This window comes from Bradyrhizobium sp. AT1 (assembly GCF_001590795.1).
GTDB lineage: Bacteria > Pseudomonadota > Alphaproteobacteria > Rhizobiales > Xanthobacteraceae > Bradyrhizobium.
Genome location: NZ_JXDL01000001.1, coordinates 2,123,287 through 2,135,403 on the forward strand (window position 1 = coordinate 2,123,287; position 12,117 = coordinate 2,135,403).

Annotated in this window: 13 protein-coding genes; 6 read left to right on the forward strand and 7 right to left on the reverse strand. The window is 64.7% G+C overall.

The window, feature by feature from the left end:
* Nucleotides 1-54 precede the first annotated feature (54 nt).
* The 6 genes from SE92_RS10225 to SE92_RS10250 all read right to left on the reverse strand — a co-directional run bounded on the left by SE92_RS10225 (nucleotide 55) and on the right by SE92_RS10250 (nucleotide 5,387).
* Nucleotides 55-549: a flavin reductase gene (locus SE92_RS10225; protein WP_063203438.1), complete on the reverse strand. Its 495-nt coding sequence runs from the start codon at nucleotides 547-549 to the stop codon at nucleotides 55-57.
* A gap of 8 nt (nucleotides 550-557) precedes the next feature.
* Nucleotides 558-1,811: a Zn-dependent hydrolase gene (locus tag SE92_RS10230; RefSeq protein ID WP_063195591.1), complete on the reverse strand. Its 1,254-nt coding sequence runs from the start codon at nucleotides 1,809-1,811 to the stop codon at nucleotides 558-560.
* A gap of 4 nt (nucleotides 1,812-1,815) precedes the next feature.
* Nucleotides 1,816-2,697 carry an alpha/beta fold hydrolase gene (locus SE92_RS10235; RefSeq protein WP_063203439.1) on the reverse strand — a complete coding sequence of 294 codons (882 nt, stop codon included), beginning with the start codon at nucleotides 2,695-2,697 and terminating at the stop codon, nucleotides 1,816-1,818.
* Nucleotides 2,698-2,708: 11 nt separating this feature from the next.
* Nucleotides 2,709-3,854, reverse strand: a complete 1,146-nt coding sequence (locus tag SE92_RS10240; RefSeq protein WP_063195592.1) for a pyridoxal phosphate-dependent aminotransferase — start codon at nucleotides 3,852-3,854, stop codon at nucleotides 2,709-2,711.
* 7 nt (nucleotides 3,855-3,861) lie between these two features.
* Entirely contained in the window at nucleotides 3,862-4,641 is a 780-nt protein-coding gene (locus tag SE92_RS10245; RefSeq protein WP_063195593.1) for an SDR family oxidoreductase, read from the reverse strand.
* 68 nt (nucleotides 4,642-4,709) lie between these two features.
* A complete protein-coding gene (locus SE92_RS10250; protein ID WP_198172605.1) occupies nucleotides 4,710-5,387 on the reverse strand; it encodes a GntR family transcriptional regulator in 678 nt (225 codons plus the stop codon).
* 263 nt (nucleotides 5,388-5,650) lie between these two features.
* Between SE92_RS10250 and SE92_RS10255 the strand changes: the two genes are divergently transcribed.
* Genes SE92_RS10255 through SE92_RS10280 form a run of 6 tightly spaced genes read left to right on the forward strand, consistent with a single transcriptional unit; the run spans nucleotide 5,651 to nucleotide 11,236 of the window.
* Complete coding sequence (locus tag SE92_RS10255; RefSeq protein WP_084251786.1) at nucleotides 5,651-6,514, forward strand: ABC transporter ATP-binding protein; 864 nt, start codon at nucleotides 5,651-5,653, stop codon at nucleotides 6,512-6,514.
* A complete protein-coding gene (locus SE92_RS10260) occupies nucleotides 6,511-7,302 on the forward strand; it encodes a class II aldolase/adducin family protein (RefSeq protein WP_063195595.1) in 792 nt (263 codons plus the stop codon). Before SE92_RS10255 ends, SE92_RS10260 begins: the two co-directional genes overlap by 4 nt.
* A 23-nt stretch (nucleotides 7,303-7,325) precedes the next feature.
* Nucleotides 7,326-8,342 (forward strand): ABC transporter substrate-binding protein, encoded by a 1,017-nt coding sequence (locus tag SE92_RS10265; protein ID WP_063195596.1) that lies wholly within the window; start codon nucleotides 7,326-7,328, stop codon nucleotides 8,340-8,342.
* The gene (locus tag SE92_RS10270; protein WP_063195597.1) at nucleotides 8,339-9,148 is read left to right on the forward strand and encodes an ABC transporter permease; all 810 of its coding nucleotides are present in this window, start codon (nucleotides 8,339-8,341) and stop codon (nucleotides 9,146-9,148) included. Before SE92_RS10265 ends, SE92_RS10270 begins: the two co-directional genes overlap by 4 nt.
* Nucleotides 9,145-9,903 carry an ABC transporter permease gene (locus SE92_RS10275; protein ID WP_063195598.1) on the forward strand — a complete coding sequence of 253 codons (759 nt, stop codon included), beginning with the start codon at nucleotides 9,145-9,147 and terminating at the stop codon, nucleotides 9,901-9,903. Before SE92_RS10270 ends, SE92_RS10275 begins: the two co-directional genes overlap by 4 nt.
* 28 nt (nucleotides 9,904-9,931) lie before the next feature.
* On the forward strand, nucleotides 9,932-11,236 hold the full coding sequence (locus tag SE92_RS10280) for an LLM class flavin-dependent oxidoreductase (protein ID WP_063195599.1): 1,305 nt from the start codon (nucleotides 9,932-9,934) through the stop codon (nucleotides 11,234-11,236).
* A gap of 100 nt (nucleotides 11,237-11,336) precedes the next feature.
* Here the strand turns inward: SE92_RS10280 and SE92_RS10285 are convergent, their stop codons facing one another.
* A complete protein-coding gene (locus SE92_RS10285; RefSeq protein WP_063195600.1) occupies nucleotides 11,337-12,098 on the reverse strand; it encodes an SDR family NAD(P)-dependent oxidoreductase in 762 nt (253 codons plus the stop codon).
* Between the last annotated feature and the right edge of the window lie 19 nt (nucleotides 12,099-12,117).

A 12,117-nucleotide genomic window follows, 5' to 3' on the forward strand; every position in this document is an offset into this window, starting at 1 on the left:
CGCCACGGCAGGCGTTCCAAGCTGTGACGCAACTCGGGCGAGCTCGCGACGAGCTCAGCCTGCGCTTGCTTCAATGGTGTGGTAAGCACGGCCGAAATAGATCAGATTGTCCGTGCAGACCGATCTTTGCAAGGCCACGACCCGGCAGAACAGCACGTCATGCGTGCCGACGCTGACGACCTCGGAAATCCGGCAGTCGAAAGCGGGCGCACAGTCGGCCAGGATCGGCGCGCCGGTTGCGAGTGTCGACCACGCGGCGGCGGCAAAGCGTTCCTCGGCCGGCACCTTGCCGCCGAACAGACGAGACAGCGGCGCGTGCCTTGCCGAGAGCACGTTGACGCACACCACCCTGTTACGCGTCACGCTGGCATAGGCCGACGACGCGCGGTTCATGCACACCAGAAGCGTCGGCGGATCGTCGGTGACGCTGCAAATCGCAGATGCGGTAAAACCGGCGCGGCCCGCGCTGCCGTCGGTTGTCACGAGAGTGACGGCCGCACCGAGATAGGCCATGGCGTCGCGGTAATCCTGAGAGGCCACGTTCTGCATCGTCGTCCTCACGTCTCGATGACAGCCGCGACCGAAAATTCGCGCAGCACCTGTGCAAGCACGGACGCGCCGGCGGCGACATGATCAGGCTCGGCCCATTCGTGCTCGACATGGCTTGCGCCGTCACGACACGGAATAAAGATCATCGCGGCCGGACAAATCTTTGCGAGATGACGCGCGTCATGACCGGCGGCCGACAGGATGGCCATCGCAGGATAGCCCTGTTCGCGCGCCGCCGCTGCGATGCTCGCCCGCAGGCGCGGATCGAAGGCGTTCGACGGCGCATCGACGAGCGGCGTCACCGTCACCGTGCACGGTGGGGCGTGCTCGCGGCAAAGAACTGCGATACGCGCACCGGCCGCGTCGAGCACCGCATTGTCGGGATGGCGCAGATCGATGCTGAAGCTGACGCGAGATGGCACGACTGACGGCGCGTTCGGCACGACCGTAGCCCGGCCGATGGTAAACTTGATGTCGGCATCGACGGCGCCGATCTCGGCATGGAGCGCACTCGCCATCCGGGCGAAGGCCGCGAGTGCATCCCGCCTTTCCTGCTGCGGGAGCGTGCCGGCGTGTCCCTCGGCGCCCTCGACCATCACATGAAAGGTCTTCTTGCCCTGGATGCCGGTCACAACGCCGATCGTGCAGGCGGCCGCCTCCAGCCGCGGTCCCTGCTCGATGTGCAGCTCCAGATAGGCCCCGGCCGCGCCGCCGAGCGGCCTGTGCGGCAGATCGGGAAAAGCCCGGTGGAGGCGATCGAGCGCTTCGCCGACGCTGACGCCGTCCGCGTCGCGCGCCGCGCGGATCGCATCGATGTCGCGTTCACCGCTAAACGCCTCCGAACCCATCATGCCCGGCGCGAAGCGCGAGCCTTCCTCGTTCATCCAGGCGACGACGATGACGTCGCGCGCGGCCTTGCCGTCCTGCTCGGCCAGAGAGACGACCGCTTCGAGCGCGGCCATCACTCCGGCCGCACCGTCGAATTTCCCGCCGGTCGGCTGGCTATCGAGATGACTGCCGAGCAGAAGCGGCGGCGTAGCGCGGTCGCGGCCCGCCAGCGTCAGGAACAGGTTTCCCGCGGCATCCGTCGACGGCGTCAAGCCCGCATCGCGCGCCCAGCCGATCACGCGGTGCCAGGCGGCGATCTCTCCGTCGCTTAGCGCCTGGCGATTGACCCCGCCGGCAGGAGTCGCGCCGATCTCGGCAAGCGACATCAAGCGCGTCCAGAGCCGATCCGCGTTGATCAAGGTGCCAGATCCCATCGACCTACTTCGTGCGCATGATCTGGCCCGGCAGCGCGCGCGGATCGCGCGGCAGCCAGCGCCCGGCCTCGACCTGGGCGATGAATTCGGCGAGCAGCGCGTTGAACGCCGCCGGTTCTTCCAGATTAAGCGTGTGGCCGGTCTTGGGAAAGACCGAGAGGCCGCAGGCCGGAATGGTCTTCTTCAGGAAGATGCCGGGCTGGAGACAGTGATCGTCCTCGTCGCCGACGACGACCAGCGTCGGCACCATCATCTTTTTGAGGTCGTCCTCCAGATCGTAGAAGGAGGGGCGACGCGCCTGGACACCGCGCATGGTGTTGGCGGCGCCGCGATCGGAATGGGTGGCGAGGCGATCGGCGAATTCCTGCCAGCCGCGCGGATCCTTGTTCTGGAACTGCACCCGGCTCGCACCAAGTGCATAGATCTTGGAAAACTCCTTGGCGCCCTGCTTCTCGAAATTGTCGGCGACTTCGAGCGAGACGCCGCGGAAATAGTCCTCGAATTCTTTCTCGCAGCCATAGCCGGCGCCGGCCACGGTGAGCGAGAGCGCGCGCTCCGGCGTGCGCAGGCCGAAATGCACCGTGCAGAAGCCGCCCATCGACAGGCCAACGACGTGCGCCTTGTCGATCCCGAGCGCATCGAGCACGGCGACCGCATCGTCCGCCGCAATCGCCTGCGAATAGGCCTCCACACCGTCGGGCACATCCGACGGCGGATAGCCGCGCGCAGCATAGGTGATGCAGCGATGACGCCGGCTGAAATAGCGCAGCTGCGGCTCCCAGCTTGCGTGATTGCCGCCGAACTCGTGGATGAAGAGGATCGGCGTGCCCTCGCCCGCCTCTTCCATGTGGAGCTTCACGCCGTCTTTCGTCGTGATCATCGTCATCGGCATCGTTCCTAGAATTGCGGCGGCAGGTCGTTGAGCGTGCGTGCCTGCGCGACCATCTCCGGCAGCAGCGTGCAGAGCTTTTCGACCCAGGCTTGCGGCACGGAGGTGCTGATCTTCACGAAGCGGTCGCCGAAACGCTGGGTGTGGTAGGTGCCCTGGCGGATCATGATGCCCTGACGGCGATAGCACTCGACCAGCGCCTCCGGGCGAATGCCGGCGGCAATGGTTTCAAGCACCAGGAAGTTGCCGTGCGAGGGCATGATCGGCAGCGCCAGACCCTCAATTCCGGCCGCCGCCTCCTGGATCATCGCCTTGTTGGAGCGGTCCGTGCTGCGGACCTTCTTCATCCATTCGGCTTTGACCGACAATCCCGCCTGCGCCGCGCGCTGGGCGATGACGCTGGCGCCGAGCACGCTGCTGGAGGTCTGCGCCAGTTCCTCGAACAGATCGGGCGCGGCGACGAGCGCACCGATCCGCAAGCCCGCGAGCCCGAGCCATTTCGAAAAACTGGTCGAGACCACCGAGCCTTGCGGGGCGACATGAAGCGCCGGAGTGTGGCCATCGGCAAAATCGCGGTAGGTGCAGTCGTGCACCAGCAATGCGCCGCAATCGCGCGCGATCTCTGCAAAGCTCTCGATCTCCTCGCGCGTGTAACGGATGCCGAGCGGATTGTTGGGATCGACGAGGTAGATGATCGCGGTGCGCTCGTCGACATTCGCCTTCAACGCCTCGGGCGTCAGGCGGTAGTTGCAGGCGGGATCGTAGATCGGAATCTCGATCACCTCGGCGCCCTGCTGGCGCGCGAACAGGCACGGCCATTTCCAGGTCGGATCCGTCGTGACCAGCGTGGTGCCGGGCTTGCAGCGGGAGCGGCAGATCATGGCCAGCGCGTTGACGCCGCCCTCGGTCACCAGCGCTTCTGTGCCGGGCGTGCCGAGATCCGCGACGATCGCCGCGCGCAGCGCCTCGAATCCGAGCGGCGGGGCATAGGCGTTGAACTCGCCCGCCTCGATCGAGCGCAACATCGCCTCGCGCACGGCGGGATGGCTCTCGATATGGTTGGTGTTCTGGCCGAGCCAGTAGAGCCCCGGCGTCGCCGAGAGCTCGTCGAAATAGCGGTTGCGGACCAGTGCCGCGGGTTCAGGCTTCGACATCGACGCCTCAGATCACCGAACCGCGTGCGGCGATGCCGCCGTCGATCGTCACCACGGTGCCGGTGATGTAGCCGGATCGCGGCGAGGACAGGAAGGCGACGAGATCGGCAACTTCCTCCGACGTTGCAGGACGCTTGCCCGGATATTTGTCGAACAGCTCCTCCCAGCGGCCTTCGTCGCCGAGCATGTCGATCGCCTTGCGCTTCATGATCTTGAGCATGCGGTCAGTCGCAACGGGCCCCGGATTAACCGCGACGACGCGCACGCCGTGGTCGAGGCTGCGGCCGCCGAGCGCCTTGGTGAAGGACATCAGCGCCGCATTGCCGGTCGAGCCCGCGATGTAGCTCGCATCCCAGTTCTCACCGGAATTGCCGATGATGTTGATGATGACGCCGTCCTTGCCCTTCATGCGCGGATAATAGAGACGCGACAGCGTGATGTAGCCGAACACCTTGAGATCGAAGCCGCGCCGCCAGGCGGCATCATCGAGGATCTCCAGGGAGCCGGCGGGAATATCGCCAGCATTGTTGACGAGGATGTCGATGTCGCCGACCTCGGCCGCGAGCTTCTCCATCGCAACGGTGCTCGACAGGTCTTGCGCATGGACGGTGATCTTCACCCCAAAGCGCACCTCCAGCTCCCGCTTGGCCTGGAGCATGGCTTCGCCGTTGCGGGCGGCGAGATGCAGGTGACACCCCTCCGCCGCGAAGAGCTCGGCCACCGCAAGTCCAATTCCTTTCGACGCGCCGGTGATCAGGGCGGTCTTGTTCGTCAGCTTCAGGTCCACTCCGGGTCTCCAGGATGCAACATAGATATACAAGTTCTAGCAATTTGCATACCAAGAGGCGGTGCGGATCACTCAAACGCGGCGAGGAAGTCCAAGAGATTGTCGCCGAGCAGGTTGACGTGGTCCCGCATGGCGCTGTGCGCCCGCTCGGGATCATGCGCCAGGATCGCCTGCATGATCGCCTCGTGCTCGCGAATGGTATCGGCGATCCGGTTCGGCATCCGCGTCACCCGCCGGCGATAGGCCGCCACCTGGTTGCGCAGCTTGCGGGTCTGATCGGCCAGGAAGGCGTTGCGCGAAGCTTCATAGATCGCTTCGTGGAATTCCTGGTTGATGTCGTAGAAGACGTCGATGTCGGCGGTTTTGCCGGCCGTCACAAGCCGCTGGTGAATCTCGCCAATTTCAGCTCCCCAAGCCTGGGAGACACGGCGGGCGGCAAGCCGGGCGCAGAGGCCCTCCAGCTCCGCCATGACCTGAAACATCTCGATCAGGGCCTGCGCCTTGATGCTGCGGACCGTCGCACCCTGCCGGCCGCGCAGCTCGACCAAATTATTGGCGGCCATCAGGCGGAACGCCTCCCGCACCGGCGTGCGCGAGACGCCAAAACGCTGCGCGATCTCCTGCTCGTCGAGCCGGCTGCCCGGCTCGAGGTGTCCTGCTGCGATCGCGCCTTCGAGCTTCTGGCGCAGGCACTCCGCGAGCGTCATGCCGGGACTTGGCGCCAGGGAATCCTGCCTGTTTTTCACGCGTGTGCCTCCGACATGTGCACCAATATCCGCCATTATGTTTCTCCAAAGCCAATATAGGTATACATAATGGCGCCCTTATCCCAGCGAAGTGGTCTGTCTCTCCCGGAGAACACAGGTCTCTCCAGTCTTTTCGCCATCGATCTCGCAAGTCTTATGCCTGATTTGTCCAGAAATCGCACTGGCACACGAGTTGCTAAGAGATTTTGACGCGGTCCGCTTTCGTATGCGAATGGCCGCCGCCATTATACAAGGACATCCCGGTGCAGGCTGCCCGCCTCCCTCATCCCGGACCGGCTACTGAGACCCCACCGGCTCAAGCCAAGCCTGAGCCGCTGCTGGAACTGCGCGCGATCGACAAGACCTTCGGCTCCGTCGCGGCGCTCTCGGGACTTCAGGCCAGCGTCGCCCCCGGCGAGTTCGTTACCGTCGTAGGCCCCAGCGGATGCGGCAAGAGCACTCTCTTTAATATAGTCGCGGGCCTCGAAGAGCCCGATGCCGGCGGCATCCTGCGTTTCGAGGGCAACAGCTGCCATGCCGCCGATCTGCTCGGCCGCGTCTCCTTCATGCCGCAGCGCGATTTGCTGTTTCCCTGGCGCAACGTGGTGGACAACGCCATCCTCGCGCTCGAGGTCGAGGGCATGAAGCGCGACCAGGCGCGCGCCAAGGCGCTCAAGATGCTGCCCGAGTTCGGCCTCGCCGGTTTCGAGAAGCAATATCCCAATCAATTGTCCGGCGGCATGCGCCAGCGCGTCGCCTTGATGCGGACCTTCCTGTTCGAGCGCGACCTGATGCTGCTCGACGAGCCGTTCGGTGCGCTCGACGCGCTGACACGGGCGATGATGCAACGTTGGCTGCTCGACGTCTGGCAGAAATACCGCCGCACCATCCTTTTCATCACCCATGACGTCGACGAGGCGATCTTCCTCGGCGACCGCGTGCTCGTCATGACCGCGCGTCCCGGCTCGGTGAAGCTCGAACAAATCGTCGACCTCCCGCGCCCGCGCCGGCCGGAGATCGTCACCTCCCCCGAATTCGTGCGCCTCAAACGCACGCTGCTCGATGCGATCGAGGAGGAAAGCATGAAATCGTTCCAATCCTCCATCGCGCAAGAGAAGACGCCATGAACGCGATGTCGATGAGAGAACCCCGTGCAGCCCCGCAGGGCGTCGATCCGGCCGAGTGGGAGGCCCGGATCAAGCTCGCGGCCTGCTATCGCATGGTCGCCAGACTCGGCATGGACGATTTGATCTACAATCACATCTCCCTACGCGTGCCCGGCCATGAGGATCAGTTCCTCATCAACCCCTATGGGTTGCTGTTCGACGAGATCAGCGCGTCGAGCCTCGTCAAGATCGATACCAAAGGCAACAAGCTCGACGACACGCCGCAGGCCGTCAACGTCGCGGCCTTTGTCATCCATGCCGCGATCCACACCTCGAACCACGACGCAGCCTGCGTGCTGCACACCCACTCCGACGCGAGCGTCGCGGTCTCAGGACAAGAGAAGGGCCTGTTGCCGCTCAGCCAGTTCGCGATGCGCTTCTACGAGCGCCAGGCCTTCCACGACTATGAAGGCGTCGCCATCGACCTCGACGAGCAGGTCCGCCTGGTGCGCGATCTCGGTCCCCACAAGGTCATGCTGATGCGCAACCACGGCATCCTCACCGTGGGCCGGTCGCCGGGCGAGGCCTTCATGCTGCTTTATTACTTTGAGCGCGCCGCGCGGATCCAGCTCCAGATGCAGGCGGCGGCCGCAGCCGGCGCCAAGCTGGTGATGCCGCCGCACGAGGTCTGCGAGAAAGCCGCGCGCCAGTTCTGGGAACTGCAGGGCGACATCCTCGTGCCCGGCGAACGCGAATGGCCGGCGCTGATGCGCCAGCTCGATCGCACCGATCCGTCCTATCGCAATTGATTGTCACCGCCTGGAGTTTGACCATGTTGAGCCGACGCCACGCCCTCTCCGCCCTCTCCGCCATCGCACTGGCGACCGGCTCGCTTGTCACGGCTGCGCCCGCCGCTGAATTGCAGAAGGCGAGCCTGCGCCTGAAATGGCTGCCGCAGGCACAGTTCGCCGGCTTCTACGTCGCGGCAGCCAAGGGCTACTACAAGGCCGAGGGTATCGACCTCACCATCAATCCCGGCGGACCCAATCTGCTCACCGAAAACCTGGTTGCGACCGGCGCCGACACGTTCGGTCTGTCGGGTGGCACCGATAGCGTGTTCGCGGCCCGCGACAAGGGCCTGCCGATCGTCTGCATCGGCGTGTCCCATCAGATCACGCCGTTCATCTTCGTCACCCGCAAGGACGGGCCGGTGAAGACGATCCAGGACTTCAAGGGCAAGACCGTCACCACCTGGTTCACCGGCGCCAATCACGTGCTGAACGGCATGCTGGCCAAGGAAGGCATCAAGCCGGACGAATTGAAGATCCAGCCGCAGCAGGTCTCAGTGACGCCCTTCGTCGACGGCAATGTCGATGTGGTCACGGCGACCTATTACAACGAGTTCTACACCATCCAGTCGCGCATGCCGAAGGACAGCCTGAAGACCTTCGTCGCCGAGGATTACGGCATCACCTTCCCGCGCGACACGCTGATCGTGGCAGAGGCGACCGCCAAGGAGAAGCCCGAGCTCGTCAAGGCATTCCTGCGCGCCTCGCTGAAGGGCTGGAAAGATGCCTTCGCTGACCCCAAGGGCGCCGTCGACACCGTGATGGCCGCGGCCCCGACACTCGACCGCGCGCAGCAGGAGTTCATGCTGACCGAGGTAAAGCGGCTAATGACCGCCGGCGCGGCGGCGAAGAACGGCATGTTCTGGATCGACACCGATGCGGTCAGGACCGCCCACGACTTCTTCCTGAAATATGGTGTGATCTCCAAGCCGGTCGATCTCGCTGCCGCCTATGACGCCAGCTTCATCCAGAGCGTCCCGGCGGCGGACCGGCTGCCGTGAGCAGCCCTGCCGCGACATCGCTCGTTGAAGACCGTACGGCCACGCGGTCGATTCCGGTTCCGCTGCGCAAGCTGGCCCGGCTGCTGCTCGGCCTCGCCGTCGCGGCGGTGATCTGGGAAGGCGCGGTGCTGCTGTTCGCCATCCGGCCCTATTATCTGCCGCGGCTCAGTACGATCCTGATGGCGATGGCGGCGACGCCTCGGGCCTATATCGATGGCTTCCTGCGCACGCTTGCCGAGACGCTGATCGGCTTTGCCGCGGGCGGCGCCTTCGGCGTGCTCATGGGCATCGTGTTCTTCCGCGTCCGGGCGCTGCGCGAGATGATCTTCCCGATCTTTGTGGTGTCGCAGACCATTCCGGTCATCGCCTTCGGCGCGCTGGTCGTGCTGTGGTTCGGCAACACCCTGCTCGCCAAGGCAATCATCGCGTTCTACCTGACCTTCTTTCCGGTGACCGTGAACACGCTGCTGGGACTGGAGACCGTCGATCCCAAGCAGGTCGCCCTGATGCGTAGCTTTGGCGCCTCCAATCGCCAGCTCCTGCTGCGCCTGCAGCTTCCAACGGCGCTGCCGCAGATCTTCGTGGCGTTGCGGCTCGCGGCATCGCTGAGCCTCGTCGGCGCCATTGTCGGCGAATGGTTCGGCGACACCACCGGCCTCGGCGTGCTGCTGCTGCAGGCCATGTTCACCGAGAACGTCGTCGCGATCTGGGGCGCCCTGCTCGCCGCAGCCCTGCTCGGCACCGGCTTCTATGCGGTCGTCGCTGCGGTCGAGCGGCGGCTCGTGTTCTGGAGTGCCGAGCAATGAACCCCGCTGTTGCCGCTCCCTCGCTCGCCGTCCAGCGCGGCATCCTCGGCGCCGTGCTCCTGATCGCCTGCTGGGAGGGTGCCGCACGCGGCCTGCATCTGCCGGCCTATGTGCTCCCAGCCGTCAGCGACATCCTCCTGGGCCTTTGGTCCAAGCGCGCAATCCTCATCGATGCTGCCGGCTACACCCTGCTTGAGGCACTCGCGGGTTATGGTCTTGGCTGTCTGATCGGCATCGGCCTTGCCATCGCTATCGCGCTGGTGCCGGCGTTGCGTAGCGCAATCCTGCCGCTCGCGACCGCGATCAATTCGGTGCCTGTGGTCGGCTATTCGCCGCTGATCCTGCTCTGGTTCGGCATCGGCGTCAGCTCGAAGATCGTGATGGTGGCGATGGCCGTGAGCTTCACCATCCTGCTGTCCATGCTGGCCGGGCTGGACCGCGTCGATCGCCGCGCCGTCGATCTCATGAAGAGTTTTGGCGCCAGCCGTTTTGGCGTGCTGTGGCGCCTGCGGCTGCCGACCGCCCTGCCGCTGCTGCTCTCCGGCATGCGCGTCTCCACGGTGCGCAGCGTGATCGTGGCGATCGTCACAGAAATGCTGGGCGCACAAGGCGGGCTCGGCTGGGTGATCTATCAGGCCGTGCTCCAGATCGACTTCGTCCAGGTCTGGTCGGCCATCTTTGTCGCCTCCGCGGCGAGCCTCGCCTTCTTCGGCCTGATCGGTTTCCTCGAACGAAGAATCCTGTTCTGGACATGACGCCAGGAACCACGCCAGGAACGACACCATGAAACGACAGATGCATCTCGGCCTGTTCATCCTGGGGACCGGCAGCCATGTCGCGGGCTGGCGCTATCCCGGCGCGGTCGACAGCTTTCAGGATTTTGCTGCGATCCAGGCGATTGGCCGCACCGCCGAGCGCGGCAAATTCGACTTGATCTTCATGGGGGACAATCTCTACGCCGATGCCGCCGCTCATCCCTCCTACACGCTGCGGCTGGAGCCGTTGACCATGCTGGCGGCGCTGTCGACCTCGACCAGCCATATCGGCCTCGGCGCCACTGTCTCCACCACCTACAGCGATCCGTTCTCGGTCGCGCGCGTGTTTGCTTCCCTTGATCACATCTCGAGGGGACGTGCTGCGTGGAACGCAGTGACGACGGCCAATCCGGCAACGGCGGCGAATTTCGGCACCACCCATCCCGACCACGCGCGCCGCTACGAAATGGCCGGCGAATTCCTCGACGTCGTCAACGGATTGTGGGACGGCTGGGCGGATGATGCGATCGTCGCCGACCGCACGAGCGGCCTCTATATCGATCCGGCAAAACTGCGCCCGATCGACCATGAAGGCGCGTTCTTCAAGGTCAAGGGCCCGCTCAACATCGGTCGCAGCCCGCAGGGCCGCCCCGTCGTGCTCCAGGCCGGCGGCTCCGAGGCCGGACAAGCGCTGGCTGCGCGTACGGCCGACATCGTGTTCTCGGTGGTGCAGGACATCGAGGAGGCCAAGGCCGGCTACGCGTCACTGAAGACACGCCTGCCCGCGTTCGGCCGCAGGCCCGAGGATGTCACCGTGCTGCCGGGCGTGATGCCCGTTGTCGGTCGCACCGACAAGGACGCGTTCGAGAAACTCAACACGCTGCAGAGTTTCGTCAGTGGCAGCAATGCGCTCGCCATCCTGTCCGACCGCTTCGGGCGCGACATGTCGGCCTATGATCTCGATGGGCCGATTCCTGATATCGCCCCGTCCGACAACTATCACAGCTTTGCCAGCGTCATGCTCGCCAAGGGTCGCCGCGAGAACATGACGCTGCGCGATCTCTACAATCTCACGGCCGCCGCCCGCGGCCATTGGGTGCTGTGCGGCTCCGCCGAGCGCATCGCCGACACGCTCCAGCTCTGGTTCGAGGAGCACGCCGCCGACGGCTTTAACGTCATGCCTCCTTACTTTCACGAAGGGTTTGAGGATTTCGTCGAGCTGGTGGTTCCGATCCTCCAGGAACGTGGTCTCTTCCGCGCTGACTATGGCGGCGTAACCTTGCGCGATCATCTCGGCTTGCTGCGACCGGAGAACGCTCGCTTCTCAAGCTAAGCGCCGTCTTTCGCAGCCATGAGACACCGCCCGCAACTTGTTCGCGGCGTTGTCAGTTGCACACGAAGCATGGTGAAACCGATGCCTCACCCGCAACAACTCAAAACTGAACCCCTCGCGTGAGGGCGCCGTCCACAACGAGGTTGGTTCCCGTGATGAAACTAGCGGCGCGGCTGGCGAGGAAGACCGCTGCGTTGGCCATTTCCTGCGGCGTCCCCATCCGCCCCGTTGGGTTGAGCGCCAGCGCGGTCTTGTAGAGCTCGGGGTTGTTGTCCTTGATCATGTCCCAGACGCCGCCGTCGAAATAGGTGTTGCCTGGCGAGACCGAATTGGCGCGGATGCCCTTTGCGGCGAGCTGATTGGCGAGGCCTTGCGTGTAGTGGATGATCGCCGCCTTGAAGGTGCCGTAGGGACCGGCGGCGAAATCGACCTCGCGCCCCGAGACGCTCGATATGGTCACGATCGCGCCGGCAGCGCTCTTCTCAAGATAAGGCATGGCCGCATTCACCAGCCGGACCGTGCCCATCATGTCGGTCGCGAATTCCTTCTCCCAGCTTTCGTCATCCTGTCCGATCGCAAGCGCGCTAACATTGGCGACGACGACGTCGATGCCGCCGAGCTTTGCCGCCATGTCTTCGACCCAGGCCTTCAATACGGCCGCATTGGCGACGTCGACCGCGCCGCCGAAGGCTCCAACGCCCTTGGCCTTGAGCGCGGCGACCGTGCTCTCGACCTCGGCGAGGTTGCGGGCGCACACACCGACATTGGCGCCTTCGGCGGCAAATGTCTCGGCGATGGCCCGGCCGATTCCCTTGGTGCTGCCGGTAACAAGAACCTTGGCATCCTTGAGTCCCAGATCCATGTTCAGATTCCTTTTTGGT